General features: G+C 30.7%; 27 protein-coding genes. 26 read left to right on the top strand and 1 reads right to left on the bottom strand.

Translation table 11 applies throughout. The features are described from left to right. Nucleotides 1–285: 285 nt before the first annotated feature. The gene (locus tag ACHRVL_RS02835; protein ID WP_089053606.1) at nucleotides 286–975 is read right to left on the bottom strand and encodes an NUDIX domain-containing protein; all 690 of its coding nucleotides are present in this window, start codon (nucleotides 973–975) and stop codon (nucleotides 286–288) included. 833 nt (nucleotides 976–1,808) lie between these two features. On the opposite strand from ACHRVL_RS02835, the gene ACHRVL_RS02830 reads away from it, so the two are divergent. The 26 genes from ACHRVL_RS02830 (at nucleotide 1,809) to ACHRVL_RS02705 (ending at nucleotide 23,113) form a co-directional block, all read left to right on the top strand. Then, on the top strand, nucleotides 1,809–3,500 hold the full coding sequence (locus tag ACHRVL_RS02830; protein WP_395410151.1) for a ribulokinase: 1,692 nt from the start codon (nucleotides 1,809–1,811) through the stop codon (nucleotides 3,498–3,500). After that, on the top strand, nucleotides 3,484–4,185 hold the full coding sequence (locus ACHRVL_RS02825) for an L-ribulose-5-phosphate 4-epimerase (RefSeq protein ID WP_395410149.1): 702 nt from the start codon (nucleotides 3,484–3,486) through the stop codon (nucleotides 4,183–4,185). The genes ACHRVL_RS02830 and ACHRVL_RS02825 overlap by 17 nt, the downstream gene beginning before the upstream one ends. Nucleotides 4,186–4,285: 100 nt before the next feature. Next, on the top strand, nucleotides 4,286–5,794 hold the full coding sequence (gene araA / locus ACHRVL_RS02820; RefSeq protein WP_395410147.1) for an L-arabinose isomerase: 1,509 nt from the start codon (nucleotides 4,286–4,288) through the stop codon (nucleotides 5,792–5,794). 106 nt (nucleotides 5,795–5,900) lie between these two features. Further along, nucleotides 5,901–7,079 (top strand): aldose epimerase family protein, encoded by a 1,179-nt coding sequence (locus ACHRVL_RS02815; protein WP_395410145.1) that lies wholly within the window; start codon nucleotides 5,901–5,903, stop codon nucleotides 7,077–7,079. A gap of 287 nt (nucleotides 7,080–7,366) precedes the next feature. Further along, nucleotides 7,367–7,825: an OsmC family protein gene (locus ACHRVL_RS02810; RefSeq protein WP_395410143.1), complete on the top strand. Its 459-nt coding sequence runs from the start codon at nucleotides 7,367–7,369 to the stop codon at nucleotides 7,823–7,825. Nucleotides 7,826–7,962: 137 nt separating this feature from the next. Beyond that, complete coding sequence (locus ACHRVL_RS02805; protein ID WP_164973707.1) at nucleotides 7,963–8,103, top strand: hypothetical protein; 141 nt, start codon at nucleotides 7,963–7,965, stop codon at nucleotides 8,101–8,103. Between the two features lie 247 nt (nucleotides 8,104–8,350). Beyond that, on the top strand, nucleotides 8,351–9,574 hold the full coding sequence (locus tag ACHRVL_RS02800) for a site-specific integrase (RefSeq protein ID WP_257683178.1): 1,224 nt from the start codon (nucleotides 8,351–8,353) through the stop codon (nucleotides 9,572–9,574). After that, on the top strand, nucleotides 9,562–10,941 hold the full coding sequence (locus ACHRVL_RS02795) for a hypothetical protein (protein WP_395410140.1): 1,380 nt from the start codon (nucleotides 9,562–9,564) through the stop codon (nucleotides 10,939–10,941). Before ACHRVL_RS02800 ends, ACHRVL_RS02795 begins: the two co-directional genes overlap by 13 nt. 136 nt (nucleotides 10,942–11,077) lie before the next feature. Then, nucleotides 11,078–11,359: a helix-turn-helix domain-containing protein gene (locus ACHRVL_RS02790; RefSeq protein ID WP_257683180.1), complete on the top strand. Its 282-nt coding sequence runs from the start codon at nucleotides 11,078–11,080 to the stop codon at nucleotides 11,357–11,359. 326 nt (nucleotides 11,360–11,685) lie between these two features. Further along, nucleotides 11,686–12,849 carry a virulence-associated E family protein gene (locus tag ACHRVL_RS02785; protein WP_257683181.1) on the top strand — a complete coding sequence of 388 codons (1,164 nt, stop codon included), beginning with the start codon at nucleotides 11,686–11,688 and terminating at the stop codon, nucleotides 12,847–12,849. Nucleotides 12,850–13,185: 336 nt separating this feature from the next. Continuing rightward, nucleotides 13,186–14,049, top strand: a complete 864-nt coding sequence (locus tag ACHRVL_RS02780) for a toprim domain-containing protein (protein ID WP_257683182.1) — start codon at nucleotides 13,186–13,188, stop codon at nucleotides 14,047–14,049. Nucleotides 14,050–14,054: 5 nt separating this feature from the next. After that, entirely contained in the window at nucleotides 14,055–14,306 is a 252-nt protein-coding gene (locus ACHRVL_RS02775) for a hypothetical protein (RefSeq protein WP_257683183.1), read from the top strand. Nucleotides 14,307–14,513: 207 nt separating this feature from the next. Then, the gene (locus ACHRVL_RS02770) at nucleotides 14,514–14,831 is read left to right on the top strand and encodes a plasmid mobilization protein (protein WP_257683184.1); all 318 of its coding nucleotides are present in this window, start codon (nucleotides 14,514–14,516) and stop codon (nucleotides 14,829–14,831) included. Continuing rightward, nucleotides 14,815–15,894 (top strand): relaxase/mobilization nuclease domain-containing protein, encoded by a 1,080-nt coding sequence (locus tag ACHRVL_RS02765; RefSeq protein ID WP_257683185.1) that lies wholly within the window; start codon nucleotides 14,815–14,817, stop codon nucleotides 15,892–15,894. The genes ACHRVL_RS02770 and ACHRVL_RS02765 overlap by 17 nt, the downstream gene beginning before the upstream one ends. Next, nucleotides 15,891–16,226 (top strand): hypothetical protein, encoded by a 336-nt coding sequence (locus ACHRVL_RS02760; protein WP_257683186.1) that lies wholly within the window; start codon nucleotides 15,891–15,893, stop codon nucleotides 16,224–16,226. The genes ACHRVL_RS02765 and ACHRVL_RS02760 overlap by 4 nt, the downstream gene beginning before the upstream one ends. Before the next feature lie 2 nt (nucleotides 16,227–16,228). Beyond that, a complete protein-coding gene (locus ACHRVL_RS02755; protein ID WP_257683187.1) occupies nucleotides 16,229–18,148 on the top strand; it encodes a type IV secretory system conjugative DNA transfer family protein in 1,920 nt (639 codons plus the stop codon). A 45-nt stretch (nucleotides 18,149–18,193) separates the two neighbouring features. Next, nucleotides 18,194–18,739, top strand: a complete 546-nt coding sequence (locus ACHRVL_RS02750; RefSeq protein WP_257683188.1) for a conjugal transfer protein TraO — start codon at nucleotides 18,194–18,196, stop codon at nucleotides 18,737–18,739. Nucleotides 18,740–18,776: 37 nt separating this feature from the next. Further along, nucleotides 18,777–19,274, top strand: a complete 498-nt coding sequence (locus ACHRVL_RS02745; protein ID WP_257683189.1) for a hypothetical protein — start codon at nucleotides 18,777–18,779, stop codon at nucleotides 19,272–19,274. Nucleotides 19,275–19,300: 26 nt separating this feature from the next. Further along, entirely contained in the window at nucleotides 19,301–19,882 is a 582-nt protein-coding gene (locus ACHRVL_RS02740; RefSeq protein ID WP_257683190.1) for a GIY-YIG nuclease family protein, read from the top strand. Between the two features lie 105 nt (nucleotides 19,883–19,987). Then, a complete protein-coding gene (locus tag ACHRVL_RS02735) occupies nucleotides 19,988–20,224 on the top strand; it encodes a hypothetical protein (RefSeq protein ID WP_131474525.1) in 237 nt (78 codons plus the stop codon). A 75-nt stretch (nucleotides 20,225–20,299) separates the two neighbouring features. Next, nucleotides 20,300–20,566 carry a hypothetical protein gene (locus tag ACHRVL_RS02730; RefSeq protein WP_257683191.1) on the top strand — a complete coding sequence of 89 codons (267 nt, stop codon included), beginning with the start codon at nucleotides 20,300–20,302 and terminating at the stop codon, nucleotides 20,564–20,566. 28 nt (nucleotides 20,567–20,594) lie between these two features. Then, nucleotides 20,595–21,035 (top strand): hypothetical protein, encoded by a 441-nt coding sequence (locus ACHRVL_RS02725; RefSeq protein ID WP_264522480.1) that lies wholly within the window; start codon nucleotides 20,595–20,597, stop codon nucleotides 21,033–21,035. Between the two features lie 227 nt (nucleotides 21,036–21,262). Beyond that, entirely contained in the window at nucleotides 21,263–21,436 is a 174-nt protein-coding gene (locus tag ACHRVL_RS02720; RefSeq protein WP_165572138.1) for a hypothetical protein, read from the top strand. A gap of 438 nt (nucleotides 21,437–21,874) precedes the next feature. Next, the gene (locus tag ACHRVL_RS02715) at nucleotides 21,875–22,108 is read left to right on the top strand and encodes a hypothetical protein (RefSeq protein ID WP_395381725.1); all 234 of its coding nucleotides are present in this window, start codon (nucleotides 21,875–21,877) and stop codon (nucleotides 22,106–22,108) included. Nucleotides 22,109–22,146: 38 nt separating this feature from the next. Then, nucleotides 22,147–22,389 carry a hypothetical protein gene (locus ACHRVL_RS02710; RefSeq protein WP_257683194.1) on the top strand — a complete coding sequence of 81 codons (243 nt, stop codon included), beginning with the start codon at nucleotides 22,147–22,149 and terminating at the stop codon, nucleotides 22,387–22,389. Nucleotides 22,390–22,702: 313 nt separating this feature from the next. Then, nucleotides 22,703–23,113, top strand: a complete 411-nt coding sequence (locus tag ACHRVL_RS02705) for a hypothetical protein (RefSeq protein ID WP_257683195.1) — start codon at nucleotides 22,703–22,705, stop codon at nucleotides 23,111–23,113. Nucleotides 23,114–23,269: the final 156 nt, after the last annotated feature.

Genomic DNA, 23,269 nt, shown 5'->3' with positions numbered 1-23,269 from the left:
AGAATTTAACATGCAGTTATTCATACTATAGTTAAATCCTTATTTGATTAAAAACTCTCTTGTTTATTAATAAAAAAAATAAAGATGATATTTTTTGTTTTTGAAGAATTATTTTGCTTACATTTGCAAATGTAAATTTTACACTTATTAATGTTTTAGCAGTTAGTGTTCATAATAACAGCTAAATACATAGGTTAAAAGATAATAATTTTGTTTATTTTTTTTAATAGTAGTTTTATTGAAGAAAAAACCCTGAAAATTGTGGAATTTCAGGGTTTTGTTTTTTTATAAATTCAGTACGAAATCATTTAGTAACTTCTCTTCGTATTTTTCTTTATTAAAAGTGTACAAATACGATCCTTTTCTGGACGACTGCATGTCTTTTTCTTCAAGTTTATTTAAAATCTCAAGAGAGTTTATTTTACTAATGAAATTTCTTTTATCTAACTCTTTACTTAAAATAGCTTCGTATAATTCTAAAAGCTGACGCATGGTGAATTTTTCCGGCAGCAATTCAAATCCAATTGGTTTTATCGAAGTTTTATATCGCAGTCTTTTTATTGCATTTTGAACCATTTCATTATGGTCAAAAATTAAATTTGGCGCATCATTTATAGGGAACCATTCAGCATGATAATTTTTAATTAGTTCAGCATTGTGGTTTTCGATATTAATCAAGGCAAAATAAGAAACAGAAATGGTTCTTTCGACAGGATCACGATCAATTTCGCTGTAAGCATACAGCTGCTCCATATAAATATCGTTTAAACCAGTATACGTATTTAATATTCTAATAGCTGCATTATCTAAAACTTCATCACGCTTTAAAAACCCTCCAATCAAGGACCATTTTCCTTTTTCAGGTTCAAAATCTCTTTTGATTAAAAGTATTTTTAGACCTTCACTGTCGAATCCAAAAATAATACAATCTACCGCTAGTAAAACCTTATCAGCAGAGCTATAACTGTTTAGCATATATAATAATTTATTGGTAAAGATATAAACTTCCTAAATTGTTTCATAACTTATTAATGTAACATTTACACTTATGTGAAAATAGCAATAAAAATATGAAGCGGCAATAATTTATTTCGGCATCTGTAAATAGAATATAATTTTTCTATTTATTATTCTTTTTATTACCAAAATCAGGATCAAAGGTAAAAACATTTTTAAAAGAGAATTCGTATCAAGATGGATATTTTATTTTTAAAAAATCAAACCGTCAAAAAAAGCTGCAAACTCCCAGTATTTATTAGTTTTTTGTAGAATTTATAATTTTTAAACTTTTTACGAAAGCTGAATTAAAGTTAAAAAGCTGTTTGTACAAGATAGTTTTCAAAATCATAATTACGAAATCTATTTTTTGCAACCAGTTGTTTTAGAGTTTTAATTTGTTTTTAAGACTTTTTTTTATTTAAATTTACAAATGTTAAAGAAACACTTATTTAGAGTTTGAAGTGAAAAAAAATTAAAACTACAATGATTTTGATTGTAAACGAAGAAGAAGGAGAAATCAATTTTCCTGTCTTTTTAAGTTTTGGTTTGAGAATAAAAGTAAGTTAAGAAAGAAAAAAATCAGATAAAATAGAGTTAGAAAATCAGGTTGTGTTTTGCAGTTTTAGATGATAAGATGAGATAATCGCAATAGAATAAATGTTATTTAAACATTTATTTTGTCTTTTTCTTATAAAGAACTGTTTTAGTGCAATATCTGTAAAAAAAGACTGTGCCTTTTTTATTAAGTGTTTTTTGTACACTTATAAATATTTATAAGTATATTTGTCACCATTAAAAATAAATTTCGAATGAAAAATTACGTAATAGGATTAGACTATGGAACAGATTCTGTTCGAGCGGTGCTTATAGATGCCGAAAATGGGCAGGAATTAGCATCGAATGTTTCTCATTACAAAAGATGGAAGAATAAGCAATATTGCGACGCGGCTATAAATCAATTTCGTCAGCATCCTTTAGATCATATTGAAGGATTGGAAATCACGATTCAAACGGTTATAAAAGAAAGTAAAGTTGATCCTTCATTAGTGAAAGGAATTTGTATAGATACAACAGGATCGTCTCCAGTTCCTGTAACAAAAGATGGAATTCCGTTAGCATTGACAAAAGGTTTTGAAGAAAACCCAAATGCAATGATGGTTTTATGGAAAGATCATACTTCGATAAATGAAGCAAACGAAATTAACGAACTGGCAGTAAGCTGGGGCGGAGAAGACGTTACAAAATATGTTGGGGGAATTTATTCATCAGAATGGTTTTGGGCAAAAATTCTTCATATAGCAAGACAAGACGAGGCTGTTAGAAATGCAGCACACACTTGGATGGAACACTGCGATTTAATGACCTATTTATTAATAGAAGACAAAGATTTAAAAACCTTTAAAAGAAGCCGTTGCGCAGCAGGACACAAAGCAATGTGGCACACAGACTGGAACGGATTGCCGCCAGTTGAATTTTTAGAAAAATTACATCCTTATTTAGCACAGCTTCGTGGTAATTTATATGATGAAACCTATACATCTGATTTAGCAGCAGGAAACTTGAGCAAAGAATGGGCAGACCGTTTAGGACTTTCAACAGATACAGTTGTAGCCGTTGGAACTTTTGATGCACATTCTGGAGCTGTTGGTGCTAAAATTGGAGAAAACACTTTAGTTCGCGTTATGGGAACATCAACTTGTGATATTCTAGTGGGTTCGTATGATGAAGTAGGAACAAAAACCGTTCGCGGAATCTGCGGACAAGTTGACGGTTCAGTTATTCCAGGATTTATTGGTCTTGAGGCAGGACAATCTGCTTTTGGAGATTTATTGGCTTGGTACAAAGAATTATTGCTTTGGCCTACAGATCATTTATTAGGTTCTTCATCTGTTTTAAATGATGCTCAAAAAGAACAATTAAGAGAAGAATTCAGCGATAAATTAATTGTTGAATTAACGAAAGAAGCGGAGAAAATTCCAGTTTCAGAAAGTCTTCCAATTGCTTTGGATTGGATCAACGGTAGGAGAACTCCAGATGCTAATCAGGAATTAAAAAGCGCCATTTCAAACCTTTCTTTAGGAACAAAAGCCCCTCATATTTTTAAAGCTTTAGTAAACGCAATCTGTTTTGGAGCGAAGAAAATTGTAGATCGTTTTGAAGAAGAAGGTGTAAAAATCGACAGCGTTATCGGAATTGGCGGTGTTGCTAGAAAATCTCCTTTTATCATGCAGACATTGGCCAATGTTTTAAATAAGCCAATTAAAATTGCAGCTTCAGACCAAACTCCGGCTTTAGGAGCCGCAATTTATGCAGCAGTTGCAGCGGGAATTTATCCAAATGTAATTGAAGCAAGTCAAAAAATCGGAAGTGATTTTGACGGAGAATATTTCCCTCAATTAGATAAAGTTGCCGCTTACAACAAATTGCTTATTGCTTACGATCAATTAAGTGCTTTTGAAGATCCATCTATTAAAATTAAAGAAAATGAGTTCTCAATATAAAGATTTAAAACAGGAATGTTACGAGGCCAATATGCAGTTAAATGCATTGAATTTGGTGGTGTACACTTTTGGAAATGTAAGTGCCGTTGATAGAGAAAATGGTGTTTTTGCCATTAAGCCAAGCGGCGTTCCTTACGAAGATTTAAAACCAGAAGATATCGTAATTGTCGATTTTGATAATAACGTTATTGAAGGAACTATGCGTCCGTCATCAGACACTAAAACGCATGCTTATTTATACAAACATTGGCCAAATATTGGAGGCGTTGCGCATACACACGCAACATATTCAGTTGCCTGGGCGCAATCTCAGCAAGATATACCAATCTTCGGAACAACACATGCCGATCATTTAACGGCAGATATTCCATGCGCTCCGCCAATGGCAGATTCTCTTATCGAAGGAAACTACGAACACAATACTGGAATTCAGATTCTGGATTGTTTCAAAGAAAAAAATCTTTCGTACGAAGAAGTAGAAATGATTTTGATTGGAAATCACGGTCCGTTTGCTTGGGGAAAAAACGCAGCAAAAGCGGTTTACAATAGTAAAGTTCTTGAAGTAGTTGCTGAAATGGCATACCTGACTTTACAAATAAACCCAAACGCACCAAGATTAAAAGGTTCATTAATAAAGAAACATTACAATCGTAAACACGGAAAAGATTCGTATTACGGGCAATAATTGTTTAATCGGTGAATCGGTAAATCGTTTAATCGGTTCCGTTTTTCACGATTAAACGATTCAACAAATAAACAGTTCAACAAATAAACGATTAAACACAATGATAGACATTTCTCAAAAAGAAGTATGGTTTGTAGTAGGAAGCCAGGAATTATACGGTGAAGAAACACTTAGAAAAGTAGCAGAACATTCTCAGATAATTGCAAAAGGATTAGACGCTTCATCTTCAATTCCAGTAAAAGTAGTTTACAAAGATGTGGTGAAATCACCTTCGCAGATTTTAGATGTTTGTTTGGCTGCGAATTCAGAAAAAAACTGTATCGGAATTATTGCTTGGATGCACACTTTTTCACCTGCAAAAATGTGGATTGGCGGTTTGAGTATTTTGAAAAAACCATTATGTCATTTACATACACAATACAATGCTGAAATTCCATGGGGATCTATCGACATGGATTTCATGAACCTGAATCAATCGGCTCACGGAGATCGTGAATTCGGTTTCATCATGTCTAGATTGCGTAAAAAGCGTAAAGTTGTAGTTGGGCATTGGGAAGATGAAAGAGTTCATAAAAAAATAGGAATTTGGTCAAGAGTAGTTCTTGGATGGGACGAACTTCAGAACCTAAAAGTAGCTCGTATTGGAGACAATATGCGTGAAGTTGCCGTTACAGATGGTGATAAAGTAGAAGCTCAGATTCGTTTCGGAATGTCGGTAAATGGATACGATTCTTCAGATGTGACAAAACATATCGAAAAAATAACAGACAAAGAATTAGCTGATTTATTAGCGGTTTACGAACAATCATATACTTTGACGGATTCTTTAAAAGAGGGCGGAGCACAAAGAAGTTCTTTGGTTGAAGCAGCAAAAATCGAATTAGGTTTGAGAGCTTTCCTTGAAGAAGGAGGTTTCGGTGCCTTTACGGATACGTTTGAAAATCTTGGAGCTTGGAAACAATTACCAGGAATTGCAACACAAAGATTAATGGCCGACGGTTATGGCTTTGGCGGTGAAGGAGATTGGAAAACAGCTGCAATGGTTAGAGCTTTAAAAGTAATGAACATTGGTCTTGAAGGCGGAACTTCTTTCATGGAAGATTACACATACCATTTCACTCCGCAAAAATCATATGTTTTAGGATCGCATATGTTGGAAATTTGTCCATCTATTGCTGATGGAAAGCCTTCTTGCGAAGTGCATCCTTTAGGAATTGGTGGAAAAGAAGACCCAGCTCGTTTGGTATTTAATTCGCCTGCTGGAGATGCAATTAATGTTTCTTTGGTAGATATGGGAACTCGTTTTCGTTTAATTGTAAACGAAGTGGAAGCGGTTAAACCATTGGCTGAATTACCAAAATTACCAGTTGCCAGAGTTTTATGGGATTGTAAGCCAAACCTTGATATTGCGGCAACAGCTTGGATTTTAGCAGGAGGAGCTCATCACACCGTTTACAGCCAATCGATAACAACTGAATATATGGAAGATTTTGCAGATATTGCTGGAATCGAATTATTGGTTATTGATGAAAAAACAACTGTTAGAGAGTTTAAAGATAAGATTAATGCGAATGAAGCTTATTTTCATTCGTTTCAACATGGACTTTAATTAAAGGTACAAGGTTCAAAGAGGCAAAGGTTCAGAGGTTTTAATTTTGTCGCTTTTGATTTTTTCATATCTTACATTTCACTTTTTACAATTAAAAATATTATTTATGAATGTATTAAAACGTTGTGTTTTTGGAATCGGCCTGTTAAGTCTGGCTTTAGTTTCAGTTCAATGCAAAAGCGATAAAAAAATGGATGCTACAGTTTCAGATCAAAAAGCAGCAGTAACGATCGAAAAATCGGCTTACGGAACAACTGCAAAAGGAGAAAAAATCGACAGTTATAAGTTGAAAAATCAAAACGGAATGGAGGTAGATATTATCACTTTTGGTGGTATTATTACTGATTTGAAAGTTCCCAATAAAGAAGGTGTTTCTGAAAATGTTGTAATCGGATTTAATTCTTTGGCACAATACGAAAAAGAGAATCCGTTTTTTGGAGCTTTAATTGGAAGATACGGAAATCGCATTGCGAAAGGAAAATTTTCTTTGGATGGAAAAGAGTATCAATTGGCTATAAATAATGCGCCAAATGCTTTGCACGGAGGACCGAACGGTTTTTTTAAAGTGGTTTGGAAAGCAGATGAGGTTAAATCTGGAGAAACAGCTTCTTTGAAATTATCATATTTAAGTAAAGATATGGAAGAAGGTTATCCGGGAAATTTACAAGTTTTTGTGACTTATACATTGACAAATGATAATCAATTAGAAGTTTTATATGAAGCAGCAACAGACAAGAAAACAGTTGTGAATTTAACGCAGCATTCGTATTTCAATTTATCTGGAGATTTTTCTAAAACAATCTTAGATCACGAATTGACTTTAAATGCGGATAAAATTGTTCCAGTTGACGCGACTTTAATTCCAACAGGAAAATTAGAGGATGTTGCCAATACACCTTTTGATTTTAGAACACCAAAATTGGTTGGTAAAGACATCGAAGCTAAAAACGAACAACTAGAAAGAGGAAAAGGTTACGACCATTGCTGGGTATTGAACAATCCCGAAAAAGGAAAAACAATCATCGCAAAAGTATATCACGCACCAAGCGGAAGAGTTTTAGAAATGACTACTGATGAACCTGGAATTCAGTTTTACTCAGGAAATTTCCTTGATGGAACTTTGCCAACACGCGACGGAAAAACATACGGACACAGAACGGGATTATGTCTGGAAACAGAACATTATCCAGATTCTCCAAATCAGAAAAATTTCCCAACAACGGTTTTAAACCCGGGAGAAAATTATAAAACTAAAACTACTTTTAAATTTTCAGTAAAGAAATAGTTTTGGAATTTGTTAATTAGTTCAGTTCTCTAAAAACCTCGAAAGTATTGCTTTCGAGGTTTTTTTATGAAAGCACCAATAGAAATAAAGAATTTGCTCATTTTTGTCATTTCGACGAAGGAGAAATCTTCGCGAGTAACTCGATAAAGATTTGAGAATTCCTATGTGGAGCTTCTGGTGAAGATTTCTCCTTCGTCGAAATGACAAGATTGCGGACAAAACTTTACGACTTTGCCAGATTAATTGATTCGAAAAAGAAAAAACTTAATTTAGCAATAAAAAGAAAAATGAAACATTTATTCAAAGCAGAATTAAATTGGACTTCAAAAAAAGAAGAAAATCCAACTTCAAAAACTTACAGCAAAAGTCATCAAATAAAAATTGAAGGCAAGCCAGTTTTGGATGTTTCGGCGGCAAAAGCATTCAAAGGAGATCCCGCATTATATAATCCAGAAGATTTATTGTTAAGCAGTTTAGTTTCCTGCCATATGATGTCCTATTTATATGTATGTTCTCAAAACGGAATAGAAGTTCTCGAATATGCAGATAATGCCGAAGCAGTACTTGAAGTTTCTACAGATGGAAGAGGGCGTTTTGTTGAGGTTAGGTTAAATCCAAAAGTAAAAATTTCAAATCCAGATCAAATTGAATTGGCTCTGGAATTACATTTTAAAGCAAACCAATTGTGTTTTATAGCAAATTCGTGCAACTTTCCTGTTTTGCATGATGCGAGTTGTGAAGCTTAATAATGTGTTTTATTGTTTTAAATTGATTAAGGTATGTTTTTCCGTAATATCTTAAAGATATTATTAGGGTTATTTGTACTGCAAAGACTTTATTAAGTTTTGCGAAATAATTTTATAACTTTAAAAATAATTAAATTATGGAAACAATCCAAGCAATTAAGCCCGGTCCAAAACCTAAAACACCAGACGGGACACCAGATGAAAGAAGAAGGGTTACACCACCAAATCAACCAAAACATCCAATTTTAAAACCTCATATCCATAAACCAAAGGATTAGAGTTAGGAGTATTGATTTAGTATAAAACAAAAAAACCTCTTCATTGCTGAAGAGGTTTTACGTACCCGGAGCCGGAGTCCGTTAATACTTTAGTTATTTTTACCTGTCTTTAGTGTTCTTTTTATTGCTATATTTGAGATAGATATAGTGCGGAAAGGATTTTTTTCTTAGTTTTTTCAACTTTTAAAATCAAAATAAACCACCTTTTTAGCCACCCTTTATTATAATTTAATCCGTTTTAGCTAGAATGAAAGTGATTTTTGAACTAAGGAAAGAGAAAATAACATCAAATGGACTAATCCCAATTCAGTTTGTTGTTAGAGCTGAAGGAATTAGAATAAGAAAGAATGTAGGGGTTAGTACCAAAGAAATCTATTGGACAGGCTCTAGAATAAAACCTAATCTAAAAAAAGAAGAGTCTAATAATTATCAATTCATTAATGATGAATTACAAAGAATTGAATCGAAAGTAAATGATATTTTTTTCTTTTTCAGGGCAAATAAGATACCTTTCTCAAAAGAAAATTTCTTGGAGCAGTATGAATCTAAAGAAACCAAAATAAACTCTGAATTTGATTTTTTTGAATGTTTTGATGAATATTTATTATCGGGTTCATTATCCAAAGCCTATAACACAATAAAGGCGCAGAAAACAATAAAAGGTTATTTACAATCTTTTCAGAATGAAACAGGGTTCAATATTTCATTTAATAAAATTGATAATATTTTTTATGAAGAATTAATGAAATATTCTTTTTTCGAGAAGAAGATTAAGAATAACTATTTCGCAAAGATAATAGCCGTTTTAAAATCCTTTTTAAAGTGGTGTACAGACAAAGGTTACAACAATCTTAGAGAATTCGAGAAGTTTAAAGGAATAGAGCATGATGTAGATATTATTTATCTTACGCATGATGAATTAATGCAGTTGTATAATTATGACTTTGAAAATTCAAGACTAAACCACACTAAAGACTTTTATTGTATGGGTTGCTTTACTGGACTTCGATTTTCCGATTTGTCGCAGTTACATCAAGCAAATATTACAGAAACTCATATTAATATCTCAATTCAAAAGACAAAAACTCAAAACCACATTATAAGACTGAATAAGTTTTCTAAAGAGATATTAGATAAATATCAAGGAACAATCTATGAACCATTGCCCTCTATATCAATGCAAAAATTTAATGATTACATTAAAGAATGTTGTCAGATAGTTGGAATTGATAAACCGACAACAATAACAGGATTCGTAGGAACAAAGAAAATTCAGAATACCTTACCAAAATATCAGTTGATTACTAGTCATACTGCACGAAAGACATTTATAACCAACTCTTTATTACTTGGTATGGAGCCAAAAGCAATTAAAAAGATTGCAAATATTAAAAAAGACGCTGTTTTAGATAAGTATCTGAAAATTACCGAAGAATACACTGATGAACAAATGGACAAATGGAACAAGTAAGACAATCCTTCTTTTTTAATCACGCTATAAAAGACAATTCTTTTATGGAAAGTTTTGATTCTTATTCTTCAAAATTTCCCGAAGATATTAGGCAATTAAATTTTTATATAGACAATACTTTTTTAGATCCATATTCAAGGGTATTTCTACTTATAAGGATATATGAGCAATTTATTCAAAAACATAAAGAATTACTTTCTGAAAAGGACAAGCATATAAAATCTGTTTTTTATGAAATACTCAAAATCGGTAATTTTGGTTTTAGATATAAAATAAAAAGCGAAAAAGATTTAATCGTATTACTAAATATTAGTATTCCTTTGTTTATAAATTATCAATTGCGCTCAATCGTTCAAAGGAAGGAGTTGTCAAAACTATTATATGGTACAATTCAACCACTTAATAATCAATGCTTTTTAATTAATGATTTTGAATTATTATGCTTGTCTCATTTTATTTTGACCTCTCACCAATTAGAGACTATTTTAATTAACGATATTACGAATATTAACAAGGAACTTTCAGAGCATGAGTACAAAGAGAAAGTAACAGATTCTTCCATATTATTGATAAAGCTTGAAGCTAGTGAGAGAGAAGCATCAATAAGAACTAATATCGATGTTTTTTGTATTTATTATATGGACTATTATATGGGGCGCTTTATGAGCAGTTCTATTGATTCTTGTTGGGATACTGATTGGAATGGTGATTGGGGAAATTATGACGCCGAGTATGAAGACAAATTCCATGATAAAGAATTAACTTATGATAATTCATATGAACAACAAATTCCGGAGTTATTTCAAACCTATTTTTTAAATAGAGGGAAAATAGACGAATTAGATCACAGGTTTGTTATCGATATTCCTAAAATAATCGGTACTAAAAGTGAAGAAAAACAAAAAAACGTGTTTTTAGAATCTGAAATATTTAAAAAATCAATCCAATCTAAAATTACGATTCATTCAACTTTCAAGTTAGCAGATAAAATATTTAAGAAATACTTCGAGCTTAATTTACCGAAGAATAGATATAAAGTAATCTATCCTAATTTTAGATATTTTTTAAAAGAATTGTTTAATAATGATATTATAAATAAGGATTTAAAAAAAGTTGAATTAGATGAATTAGAAGTGAAAAACTTAATTGGCTTTTTCAGCGAGTATAAATCAACTAATACTGCTACAAATTTATTCACCTATGAAGTGATTAATCTAATAACTTTTCTAGAACACATTACAGGATTAGAAGCTAAAATTTCTACATGGGATAAAGCACATAGAGATAAAAAAAGTAAACTAAATAAAGATTGTAAAAGAGAGATAAACACCATTTTGGATCAATATCCGAGAGATAAAAAATGGTAATTTATAACCAATTAATAGTCAGCTTACTACAAGTGATTTAAATCCGTTTTTTAGCGGATTTTTTTTTGCCCTATTGCTTTTCTGAATTTTACAGTATTAAAAAAATCGTTAATACTAACTAAAAATAAGTAAAGCTATGTCGGTACTATTGTATTCCCACAGTAAACAAGATTTAGAAAAAGTTGTAGAAATAATCCTTAGTAAAGTACAGAATTTTCAACTTTCGAAATCTTCAAATGAGTCTCAAAAAGAAGATTTAATTTCTCAACAAGAAGCCTGTAAATTTTTACAAAAGTCTCTTCCAACTATTATTACCTGGAGAAAAGAGAAAGGGTTACCTCATTATGACTTTAATGGACGCTTTTTCTATTCTAAGAAAGAACTTCTGGAATATGGAAAAAAGCATAATCACAAATAAATATTTACTCGCTAATCATTTTTTATGGATACTAAAACAATCAAATTATCAGTACTTGTAAGCGTATTTCTTTCACTTGCAATAGTTCAAATTTTCTTCTTGTTTAACTATGAATATAAGCCTTTTCCCTTAGTGCCAGCATTTGTAATGCTTCTGAACTGTATTGTTATTATTCTTTACGGAAAAGCTATCACGAGAAATTTAGAAAACCAGTAAAAGTAAAAAAGACGTAAAAACACCTCGCTAAAAGCTTTTTACGTCTATGATAATTTTCTAATTGAAGACGATGCAAATTTACGCAAAGTTTTCCATATAAACATATTACAATGGAAAATAAACAGGAAGAACCCAAAGAATTTGTACAGAATATATTTGATATGACAGAAATATATTTAGCCAAAAGATATATTTTTCGATACAATGAAATTGCACTAGAAATTGAATGTAAAAAAATAAACTCTGGCAAATGGGGAGCACTAAACGAGAATTCGTTATACATCGAGTTACAGAAAAAAGGAATAAAAATTTCTATAAATAATCTCTTAGCAATTTTACGCAGTGATTTCGTAACAAACTTTAATCCTATAAAAGAATATTTTTTATCACTGCCTAAATGGGATGGAACACCTCATATCGAGAAATTAGCGAGCTATCTAACAACTCTAGATAAAAAACAATTCGAATATCATTTTGTAAAATGGTGTGTACGAAGTGTGAAATGTGTATTCTTAGACGATTATTTTAACAAGCAGGCTTTTATACTGGTTCACAAAGGACAAAGTAGTGGAAAGTCAACTTTTTGTCGGTTTATGTGTCCTCCTGCATTGGCAAATTATATAGCTGAAGATATTAGTAGTGACAAAGATGCTAGAATTCTATTAGCTAAAAACTTTCTTCTAAATTTAGATGAATTAGCGGTTTTAAGTCGAAAAGAAATAAATCAACTAAAATCATATTTCTCAAAAACACATATTAACGAAAGACTTCCTTATGACCGTAAAAACAGCATCTTGTCGCGAGTATGCTCGTTTATTGGTTCAACCAATATGGCAACATTTTTAAACGATGAAACTGGGAGTGTTCGCTGGCTCTGTTTTGAACTCATAAAGCCAATAAACTTTGCCTATAAAACAGAAGTTGATATAAATGCCGTTTGGGCGCAAGCATATGCCTTGGCAATGAGTGATTTTGATTGCGAACTCACATTTCAAGATGTACAAGAGAATGAAAAGAGAAATTCTAAATACACAACATTGTCAGTAGAATACGAAATTATTAGTAAATATTTTCTAATTCCAGAAAAGAGTTCAGAAGAACAGTTCATGACTTCGAGCGATATCATGCATTATTTGTCTATAAAGTATCAGCGTTTAAATCATATTAACATTGGTAAGGCTATGATTTCTTTAGGTTTTGAGCGCATTAAAGATAAAGAAAGACGTGTTTACGGATATGCAGTTTCGGTTTTGCCATTATTTCCAACAAACTAAGAAAAATAGAAAAACTTGATTTCTTCTTACCTACTTACCCAAACTATTAAGAGCACCTTAAATCATTGATGTTTTCTTGGGTAACTTAAAATATAGATGTTCTTACCTAAAGTTACCCATCTTACCCAAACAAGATAAATTGAATATAATCAACAGCTTATAAGTTTTACGGGTAAGATAGGTAAGAAGAAAATAGATAGAAAAATACATTACCCTCCTTGCTATTACTGGGCTGGGTAAGTAGGTAAGATGAAATCGCAAAAAACAGTTTAGATTTTTTGCTTATGAAAAGAAAAAGACAAACTAAAATCAGTTTAACTCATAAAAAATACAGTTATGAATGCAATACAAGCCAGGGAAATTTCAATAGAAAAAGTACTTCAAAATTTAGGCTGTAAGCCTTTAAAATCAAACGAAAATGAATCTTGGTATCTAAGTCCGTTTAGGGTTGAGAAAACAGCTTCTTTTCACCTAAATAGAAAAATCAACCGATGGTTTGATCATGGCGAACAAAAAGGCGGAAATGTTATAGATTTTGTCATTGCAAAATTCGGATTTAATGTTACTGAAGCTTTGAGTTATCTAGAAAAATTTGATTCTTTTTTTTCTTTTCAAAAGCAAATTTTTGAAACGCCAGTTAAGGAGCAAAATAATGAGAACCATATCGAAAAAATAATACCAATTCAACATTTGGCATTAATCCAATATTTGAAAAGTAGAGGTATTGCCAAGGTTCAAACAGAGAGCAATTTAAAAGAGGTTCATTATACTATCAAGGATAAAAAATATTTTGCGATAGGATTTGAAAATAGAAGTGGTGGATTTGAGATTCGCTCTAAGTATGCGAAAATCTGTTTAGGCAAAAAAGATATCACTATTATTTCAAACCAATCTCAAAGATTAAGGGTGTATGAAGGCTATTTCGATTATCTCTCATTTATTCAAATCAGAGATAATAAAAAGCTGAACCAATCGGATTATCTCATTTTAAATTCTGTCTCATTGATTACTAAAAATATATCAGTTTTAGAAAACTACCAAACAATTGAATTGTATTTAGATAATGACACAACAGGAAATAAATACACAGAAATTATCAAAGAAGCTTTTCCAAATTCAATTGATTGTAGAGTAAAATATAAAGGATACAAAGACCTGAATGAGTGGTTTTCAATATGTGAATTAGAAATCAAATATTAGAAAAAATGGAACTAGCGAACATAAATATTTACATCCAAACTTTATTGATTGAGAATCTAAACTTCACGAATGAGGGGCTCAAAAACAATGAGAAATTGATTCGATTTGCTAATGATGTAATGAGGGATGACTTTTTAAAATTTATTATTGATGTGCAATGTACTGTCGATGAAAAAGCAATTGAAAACCCCGCTGGATATTTCATTGGAGCTATAAAAAATGAACTAAACCGAAGAGGTTTTCCAAAAGGAAAATAATCTAATTCCAAGATTTGACCGAATTTATATGCACATAGTGATATACGCAAAGTTTAGAATTTCAAGATTTGACCGAATTTATATGCACATAGTGATATACGCAAAGTTTAGAATTTCGAGAGGTGTTTTCCGCTATCGCTACAAACATTTCTCGCATTTTATCCCGATGGTCTCAAATGAAAAACACAACAATTAAAAATTATAATTATGAGTCAAGCAAGAACAAAAATTATAATGTTCAGAACTACAATTATTGAGAAAAAAATCATAGAAAAAAAAGCGAAAAACAGAAAAATGAATACCGCTAGTTTCTGTAGAATGGTAGCCTTAGAACGTAAAAACAAATCTGTTTTTACAGAAGATGAATTAAAAGCTTTTGAGAATCTGCATTACATACGAAATGCTTTTATCAAAATCAATAATCTTCTAAAAGATAAATCTTCTTTGTTTGCATCTGAAGTAATGAAAACGGTTAAAGAAACCGACTCAGTTTTAAAAATTTTTAGTGATGGTAGGAAAAGCTAAAAGTATAGCTCATACATCTAATGCTGTTAATTATGGAAAAGACAAACTGAATGCAGAAGAAATTTCAAGGCATAATGTAATTGGTAGTACTGGATTAGAAATTGAAAATGAATTTAAAGTCTATCAAAATCTAAATTTAAATACCAAAATGAATACTATTTCTATTGTATTAAGTCCATCTCCTGAAGACGGACGAAAACTCTCAAGAGAAGAATTTAAAGCTATTTCTGATGATTATTTAAAAAAAATGAATTTACAAGATCATCAACATGTTGCTTACGTTCATCGAGACACAGACCACACTCACATTCATTTGTATGTCAATAGAATAAATTCAAAAGGAGTAGCTTATAACGATTCATTTATCTCAAAAAGAACTCAGCAAAAGACTCATGAAATAGCTAAAGAAAGAGGTTTGGTATCTGCGAAAGAAGTTATGGCTTCAAATGATTTATTAAAGTCCAAAATTTTTGAAAAACATCTGGAAGTTTTAAAACAGCAACCTCAAAGTTTTCAAGATTATATCAAACAAATGGATTTGAAAGGATTAGAAGTAAAACCAACCATAAATAGACAAGGGCAGATTCAAGGATTTCGCGTGAGAGATTTAAATACTAACAAAGACTTTAAAGCCAGTGAGTGTCACAGGTCGATGAGCGCCAGTAATTTATTAAAAATAGGGATAAATAATGACCTTGGCTATAATGTCGATACTACTCTTAAACGCGCACAGGGTAAGCAGATATCAAAAAATCATTCCAATAAAAACTTAAGTAATATAATTCCAAAAGAAATTAAAAACCAAGTAAATCAATTAAGCAGGAACGGAACTAAATCAGTTGCTCAAGTGTTAGGAAAGCAAAAAATCACTAAAGAGGAATTCAAATATATAAAAGCTGTACAGAATCCACTGATAAAAGTCGAGATGAAAAATACTGAAAAAGAACGTTTAGACTCAGTTTCAAAAGACATTGAATACGCAAAAAACCTTCAAAAACTTGAAGATTCTTTAATTGAAAAACCAAACAATAATTTAAAACTAGAACAAGACTTCGGGATATGAGTAAAAACACAGAAATCATGATTGAAATCATGTCAGACAATACAGAGAAATTACAAAAAATGATTATTGAACAATCCAGTTTGACTAAAGAGCTTTCTCTGCAAATAGAAAAACTTGAAAAAATTGAAATACAACCAAGAACTGAGCGCCTTGAGGAAATAATATTGCACTGGAATAATCTTTTTACAGCTCAAAAAAATCAAATTCAAGAGTTGCAAAATAATCAAAATAACGAAAGTAAAAAGCAAAGATTAGGAACATACCTTTTATTGATTTTGGCAGTAATCTTAATGCTTTCAGTACTGCTAATATTAATATTTAAAAGAATATAATTATGAGTCATGGACCAACCGTTGGAGAAATGAATACTGAAATTGGTATTCTTCTCCGTATTTTAAAATTCATCTTACTTTTTACTATAATATCAACAGTAATACTTTTAGAAACTCATCTGCTTGTGTTTTCCGTAACTAATTTGTTTGTTGATTCTTATGATTTTCAGTTAAAAGAATTGAAGGGGCACTATATTCAAAATGGGTATAACAACTTTTTGTATCTATTTTCAAAATTCATAGCTAGTAAGATGCCATATTGGGCAAACTTTGGAGCAATTTCCCTTATTATTTCGGTAGTTTATGTTTCATTTTATCATGCTAAACAAAAACGATTCCCTAGAGTAATTATCAGTATAATAATTAACAATATTCTTATAGTTTTATTAATTGCCTTGTTAGGAAAATTATTAAGCGCTCTTATTGGAGATTTTGGGGTAATAATCTGTATAACTCCTATTCTTTATGCAGTTTATCTATTAAAGTTTAAGAACAGAAAGAAACCATCCCAAACCGAGAAATTCACTAAAGTTAAAGAAAAGTCTGAAAAAGAAGATGACGGTTTCACTTTTAAAACAAATAAGGGCTTAATAAGCTTAGATAATGCCTATAGAGGAATTTATGTGCAGGGAGGGGCTGGCTCTGGAAAAAGTGCTTCAATATTTGAAAGAATTATATTGCAATTATCGGAAAAACTATTTACGGGAATATGCTACGATTTTAAAGGGGACTTGACAGAAAAAGTTTACTTGAGCTATGAAAATTCTAGCATAAAAGTCAAAACCATTGATTTTAAAAATCCTTTACTCTCAGACAGGGTAAATGCTATACACCCCCAATATTTAACTAAATCAGCTATTGCAATAGAATATGCGCATGTAATCATTTCAAACCTATTGCCTGATAGCATCAAAAAGCAAGATTTTTGGAGCAATAATTCAAAAATGATTCTTGCAGGTGTAATATGGTATCTTCGAAATGAGCACCCAAAATGCTGCACTTTAGCACATACAATTTCATTGATTTTACATAATTCAGCTGATGATTTAATTCAAAAAGTGAGTCAAGATTATGAAGCAGGCGGAATGGTTGCCTCTTTGAGAGAAAGTATTACTAGAGGAGCCGAGCGTCAAGTGGCCGGAGTTTTATCGACCTTGCAAAATGCATTATCTACCCTTAATACCCCCGATATCTATTGGATTCTCTCAAGTAATGATGTTGACTTACATTTAAACAACAAGAAAAACCCTTCTTTTTTATGCATTATTAACGACAGTACATTGCCTACCGTCTACACTCCTGCAATATCGCTTATTATTTCGGTAGCACTTAGGCAAATGAATCAACCTAATCAGCAAAAATCAGTTGTATTGTTGGATGAGGCGCCCACGGTCTTTTTGCCCAATATTGAGCAACTCCCTGCCACTGCAAGAAGTAGTAAAATCGCTACAATATTTGGAGTACAGGATTACGCACAATTAGTTCAAAAGTATGGGGAAGATATATCGCAGGTAATAATTTCAAACTTAGGGAATCAATTCTTCGGAAGAACTACGAATTACAAAACTGCTGAAATGGTTCAAAATCTATTCAGTAAAAAAGATGAAGTATTTACATCTAAGAGTACAGGTGATGGTACAAGTGGAAAGTTTGTGCATTTAGGAAGTAATACCAGTTCAGGAACTAGCGAAAATATACAGGAACGAAATCGTGTAAAAATTAGCGACATAGTCAATTTAGCGCAAGGAGAATTCTATGGCATCATAGCGGAAGGAAATCCAAGAGAATTTTTAAAAACGAAGTTCTTAAAGGACGAGATAAAAGGAAAATATATCAATCAGAAAATCCCAATAAGCGAAAGTATGATGCAAGAGAATTACTTTAAAATCATTGCAGAATGCAAAGAAATTATATCAAGCTAAAAATAAGTATTCAAATCAATTTTTATAAATTAAAATCAATTACAAATGAAAAAAACTAAATTATTTCTTGGGGTATTATTACTATCAGCTTTTTCGAAAGGCTATTCTCAAAACTACAAAAATGCTTTTGGTGTTAGCATTGGAGCAACACAGGACGGTTATGGTGTTATGCTTAGTCATAATTATTTCATCAACGACAGAAATTCAATTTCGGCTTCTATTCTTGCAACCGATGCTAAATACAAAGTCGGAGAAGATAAAATAGGTTACAACGACATAACACTTTTGTTGGGCTATTCTATGCCCATATATCTTACTCAAAACAGAAAATTTGGGATTGTCTTCGGTAGCGGTGTAGTACTTGGCTACGAAATAGTCAACGATAATAAAGAGATGAATTTAAGCAATGGCAGTTTGATTTTGGACGAATCAAAATTCATTTACGGGGCTTATGCGGGATTAGACTTTGACTACCTTATTAATGATAGAACAACGCTTTTCATAAAAGTAAACGAGTATTATCATGCTAATTCAGATTTAGGAAAATTTGTTCCGTTTGCAGGAATTGGATTAAGATATTATACCAATTAAATAGATTAAATAAACAATATAATTATATATAATAAAGATGAAAAAAAATATTAGAAAAATCGGAATGTTAATGATAATATTTTCTTTAATGGCTTGCACCAAAGAAGTAGATGTTTTAGAGCCAAAACTAGCAGGCTCTTACAAAATTAAATCAATTATAACAGATTTACCTGTTGATTTAGACAACGATGGAGTTGCTAATACAGATATGAGTAAAGAAAAAGACCGTGGCTATTGTCGTTTTGATGATACTTTTTCATTTAACAATGGTAACAAAGGAATTTGGGCTGATGGTTCTGATATTTGTAGTAATGCCTTAGAGCCTTCCGACGATTATTTTAATTACATTTTTGACAAGATAAAGAAAACTATTTCTATGGAAATTTTTCCCGATAAAGGACAAAAAGAACCTGAGCGTTTAGAACTTACAGATGTTTTTATCAGCTACATGGACGGAAAACAAACACTTAAATTTAGTTTCTACGACGAACGCTATACTAACAGAATAGTAACGTACTATCTTGTATCTGAATAAATAAACGTACATAAACAATTAAAAACATGGATTTATACTTTGTAAAAATATTAGACCAACAAAAAATAAAAGTTGGTATTTCAGAGAATGCAAAAAAAAGAATAGTGACTATTCAAAATGCTGGAGGCTATCTTGATAATCAGATTTATTCAAATATTTTTCATGATTCTGGTCAATTTGAAAGCACTTTAAAAGTGTTGTTCAAGGACTATCAAATCAAAGGAGAGTGGTTTGAATACAAAGGGCTTGTAGAATTTTTTCATAAAAAAATTCAGTTTGAAAATAAAATAGATTTGAATATGATTCGCACTCTGCCAAAAAAGTTCCTCAATTCAATAGATTTTAATTTAGATAAAGAAAGTCAGAAAATTGAAAAAACTATACAAAAACAACAATCTGACAAAGGAATATTGGTAATAAAAGGCGATATTATTAATTTATCAAAAGAGGAACTAGAAATGATAAAAAAAGGAGAAACAGTATATTTATATGACAATTTTGTTGACTTCTTTAACGGAAAGACTTTTATTACTTGGGAGTTTGAAGATAAACGGCATATTGTACAAGCTTTTTTAAAAAAACTAGGCGTAGAGTTTAAACGGCTGTAAGGAAAGGGATTCTCTGAATATTGCAATATTTAGAGAATCCTAAATCTAATTTTTTTGACACTTTACACATTAAAAAAAATAATTAATTCTGTAAAAAAAGGAACTATGAGTAGTATCACATTAACAAAGCTTTACGATTTATTAACTGAAAAGGTAGGAAAAGAAACAGCTTTAAGTTTGACTTCTTACATTGAACGAAAAATAGACAAAGAAGCAGAGCAAAATAGGAGCGACTTAATAGCTAAGAAAGATTTAGAAAAACGATCAAGATGGATGCTAGGCATATTTATTATCCTTTCATTAATGATATTTGGTTTATTTATTGCCATTTTATTAAAATAAAATTTAAAGTCCTGCTTCGGTAGGATTTTTTTGCTTGAACTACTAATTTTTAAAGTAATTAAAAAAAAATAATTTATGAAATGGGAAACAATAGAAACCAAAGAAAATTACAATAAAGCTGTAATACGAGCTATTGAGATTTTTCACGCTGAACCAAATAGACCTGAAGATGATGAACTAGGAATTTTATGCTTATTAATTAAAGATTATGAAGACAGACATTATCTAATACTTGAATTAGATGTTCTAGAAAATATTAAAAATGGATTGGAGGAAATGAAACAATCTAAAAAAGGTAATTTGAAAACTACTCCTGCTAAAGATTTTTTGAATGAGTTATGAAACTGGGCAATCCTTAAAACTGAAAAAGATGTTAAATAAAGAATTTGAAGTAGCTGAAAAAAGAATGAATGAGATATTAAACATAGCTACTCAAAAAGGTGGTTTTGCTTTTTTAACCCCTAATGAAGATTTAGAATTGGATACGGTTTCTAGTATAGTTAAGAGTTACGAAGACGTACATTTTATTATTGGTACACCTCAAACAATGTATAATAAAAGCAAACCAAACATTGCATTTATTGAAATAGGTAATGATGGAACTTATAGCGTGTATATTGAAAATAGCACATTAAATTATGGAATTCATGGAAATGGTAAAACAGTAAAAGAAGCTCTAGAAGATTTCTTTAATTCATATAAGGAAATGAAAGAATTTTACAGTGAAAAGGGAAAGGAATTTATCGAAGCTACTTTTGAGTTTAAGTACGATGTGGCTTCTTTTCTAGAGTATTATGGAAAAAAATGTTAAGCTGGATAACTAAATAACGTGAAAAGCTATTCCGGATCTTTTCTTCAGGAAGGCAAAATGACGTGAAAACAAGAACCAGGAACGAGCTGCAGAAACCCAAAATAACGTGAAAATTAAAACTTGCACATTTGCACTTGTAGAATTAGAGAAGATGATAACGAATGAATATTATATATAAATAATTAGTATATATGATATAATTACATTGTTTTAAGTAATATTTAATTATGAAAATAGGAGATAAAGCCATTGTAGATCCAAAATTAACAGGGTTGGATGTATGGATTGAAGGAGAGGTAATTGACGTTGAAAATAACCCTTTCAAAGGAATTGTTATCGCTATTAAGGACAAATTAGGTCGTATTTTTTTTGGAGAAGAGAAATATTTTAAATTAGCCTAATTATGTTTGCAATAAGTTTTGATATGGTTATTGTTGACATTAAAAAAAATACAGAAACTCTTATAATAATGTTTATTTTGAAATAGGTAAAGCATTAAGGAAGTATGATTTTTTTAGTACGAGGAAGTGTTTACTTATCTACAAATACCGATATGGCGAATTTACTTCGAGCAATGAATGAATTAAAATTCTATATTTGATTCTTAAACGATAACACAACGAATTAAATTAAGCCTCTTTTAGAAAAGTATCCTTATTGCTTTTAAAATACCGATTATCGCCTAGAAATTACCATTTATTGCTTTGCAAATAAAAAAATAAATTAAACATTTAATTTTTAATTAAATTTCCTCTTTTTTTAATTTAAATTTAAAGGATAAATCTTATATTTGGAAAACATTAACACATAAATCTTACATAATTATGAAAAAACTAGAATTGCAAAAAATGGAAAATTTAATTGGAGGTGCATACACTAATACTCTTGATCAAGAAGCGCCAGATCAAGACGAGCGCGGAGGTGGTTGTACTGGCGCAAATGTAGTAGGTTGTTTCTCAGATGTATACTCAAATCATGGCTGGGCGTCACTTGCTGCAGGTATAACAAGTGCATTTATCCCACAAACCGCAGTAGCATTTGCACTAGCTTGCGCGGCAAAAAATGGATGTTAAATCCTTATACTATATACTAATATTTTAAATATTCTAAAATGAAAAATTTAGCCATCTATTATTTTCAAATTTTAATACCAATTCCATTATTATATTTTAGTGCAAAAGAAAAAGATTACATTTTGTTCTGCACACTAATGGTTTTCTATTATATCTACCGAATTTTTACCGATTATTATAGATTATCCAAAAAAGATGTCCTTAAGAAAAATGATTATTTACTTTTTATATTTCCTTTATGGAATATAAAATATTTTAAAGAATTATACTTTGAAAAGTAAAAGTCAATAACAATATTTCTAATAAATTATTCTGAATTTAGAAAAGCATTATTCATCTATGAATAGTGCTTTTTTTACAAAAAAAAGTATAGCAGTGAAAAACACTTTTCTTAGGTATATCTTACTTTCTTTTTTCTATGTTTTTATTACAGAAATAACAAATAAGATAATCAATTTAACAGATCTTGTTCGTCATTTTCTAGTTGACTTTCTAAGTATAAATCAAGTAAATAGTTACTTAGAATTTCAAGATGAGTGGCATTGGTTATCGTACTTATATATTCCTTTAATAATTTTAGTTAAAACTTCACTAATGGCTACTATTTTATACATTGGATTATTCTTATCTGGTAGAGAAATAAAATATAATTCAACATGGAATGTAGCTCTAAAAGCAGAATTTATCTTTTTGTTAGTTCCCCTTTTTAAAGTTATTTGGTTTGTTTTTTTTCAAGTAAAATATGATTTAAATGATGTTCAAAATTTTTATCCTTTATCAGCATTAAACATTACAGGTTACAAAGAGCTAGAAGTTTGGTTTATTTATCCGTTTCAGGTACTTAACTTATTTGAACTATTCTACATAATTTATTTAGGTTTTGAAATTGGCAAACTAACCAAAACCAATACAGATTATGGGTTAAAAATTGTAGGCTTAAGTTATATACCGGCACTATTATTATGGGTTGCAACAGTTATGTTTTTTACACTTAATTATTCTTAGAATGTCTAAAATTCAAAAACTTTTCTCATCATCTGCTGCTGCAGTATAATCATTATTCACGCAGTCATCTATTTTTTCTACAAAGAAGATTACATTCAAGCTGGACTAGGATCAATATCGATGGTTTGCTTAATCATGTCCTTACTTTTAAACAGA

Origin of the sequence: Flavobacterium sp. FlaQc-28, from assembly GCF_044007415.1 — a bacterium.
GTDB lineage: Bacteria > Bacteroidota > Bacteroidia > Flavobacteriales > Flavobacteriaceae > Flavobacterium.
Note: the sequence above shows the minus strand (reverse complement) of the source record. Positions and strands in the feature narration are given on the sequence as shown.

Bases quoted from the DNA above. Each gene is read 5' to 3' on its own strand.
- ACHRVL_RS02835 (WP_089053606.1), bottom strand. From the start codon at position 975: ATGCTAAACAGTTATAGCTCTGCTGATAAGGTTTTACTAGCGGTAGAT.
- ACHRVL_RS02830 (WP_395410151.1), top strand. From the start codon at position 1,809: ATGAAAAATTACGTAATAGGATTAGACTATGGAACAGATTCTGTTCGA.
- ACHRVL_RS02825 (WP_395410149.1), top strand. From the start codon at position 3,484: ATGAGTTCTCAATATAAAGATTTAAAACAGGAATGTTACGAGGCCAAT.
- araA (WP_395410147.1), top strand. From the start codon at position 4,286: ATGATAGACATTTCTCAAAAAGAAGTATGGTTTGTAGTAGGAAGCCAG.
- ACHRVL_RS02815 (WP_395410145.1), top strand. From the start codon at position 5,901: ATGAATGTATTAAAACGTTGTGTTTTTGGAATCGGCCTGTTAAGTCTG.
- ACHRVL_RS02810 (WP_395410143.1), top strand. From the start codon at position 7,367: ATGAAACATTTATTCAAAGCAGAATTAAATTGGACTTCAAAAAAAGAA.
- ACHRVL_RS02805 (WP_164973707.1), top strand. From the start codon at position 7,963: ATGGAAACAATCCAAGCAATTAAGCCCGGTCCAAAACCTAAAACACCA.
- ACHRVL_RS02800 (WP_257683178.1), top strand. From the start codon at position 8,351: ATGAAAGTGATTTTTGAACTAAGGAAAGAGAAAATAACATCAAATGGA.
- ACHRVL_RS02795 (WP_395410140.1), top strand. From the start codon at position 9,562: ATGGAACAAGTAAGACAATCCTTCTTTTTTAATCACGCTATAAAAGAC.
- ACHRVL_RS02790 (WP_257683180.1), top strand. From the start codon at position 11,078: ATGTCGGTACTATTGTATTCCCACAGTAAACAAGATTTAGAAAAAGTT.
- ACHRVL_RS02785 (WP_257683181.1), top strand. From the start codon at position 11,686: ATGGAAAATAAACAGGAAGAACCCAAAGAATTTGTACAGAATATATTT.
- ACHRVL_RS02780 (WP_257683182.1), top strand. From the start codon at position 13,186: ATGAATGCAATACAAGCCAGGGAAATTTCAATAGAAAAAGTACTTCAA.
- ACHRVL_RS02775 (WP_257683183.1), top strand. From the start codon at position 14,055: ATGGAACTAGCGAACATAAATATTTACATCCAAACTTTATTGATTGAG.
- ACHRVL_RS02770 (WP_257683184.1), top strand. From the start codon at position 14,514: ATGAGTCAAGCAAGAACAAAAATTATAATGTTCAGAACTACAATTATT.
- ACHRVL_RS02765 (WP_257683185.1), top strand. From the start codon at position 14,815: ATGGTAGGAAAAGCTAAAAGTATAGCTCATACATCTAATGCTGTTAAT.
- ACHRVL_RS02760 (WP_257683186.1), top strand. From the start codon at position 15,891: ATGAGTAAAAACACAGAAATCATGATTGAAATCATGTCAGACAATACA.
- ACHRVL_RS02755 (WP_257683187.1), top strand. From the start codon at position 16,229: ATGAGTCATGGACCAACCGTTGGAGAAATGAATACTGAAATTGGTATT.
- ACHRVL_RS02750 (WP_257683188.1), top strand. From the start codon at position 18,194: ATGAAAAAAACTAAATTATTTCTTGGGGTATTATTACTATCAGCTTTT.
- ACHRVL_RS02745 (WP_257683189.1), top strand. From the start codon at position 18,777: ATGAAAAAAAATATTAGAAAAATCGGAATGTTAATGATAATATTTTCT.
- ACHRVL_RS02740 (WP_257683190.1), top strand. From the start codon at position 19,301: ATGGATTTATACTTTGTAAAAATATTAGACCAACAAAAAATAAAAGTT.
- ACHRVL_RS02735 (WP_131474525.1), top strand. From the start codon at position 19,988: ATGAGTAGTATCACATTAACAAAGCTTTACGATTTATTAACTGAAAAG.
- ACHRVL_RS02730 (WP_257683191.1), top strand. From the start codon at position 20,300: ATGAAATGGGAAACAATAGAAACCAAAGAAAATTACAATAAAGCTGTA.
- ACHRVL_RS02725 (WP_264522480.1), top strand. From the start codon at position 20,595: ATGTTAAATAAAGAATTTGAAGTAGCTGAAAAAAGAATGAATGAGATA.
- ACHRVL_RS02720 (WP_165572138.1), top strand. From the start codon at position 21,263: ATGAAAATAGGAGATAAAGCCATTGTAGATCCAAAATTAACAGGGTTG.
- ACHRVL_RS02710 (WP_257683194.1), top strand. From the start codon at position 22,147: ATGAAAAATTTAGCCATCTATTATTTTCAAATTTTAATACCAATTCCA.
- ACHRVL_RS02705 (WP_257683195.1), top strand. From the start codon at position 22,703: ATGGCTACTATTTTATACATTGGATTATTCTTATCTGGTAGAGAAATA.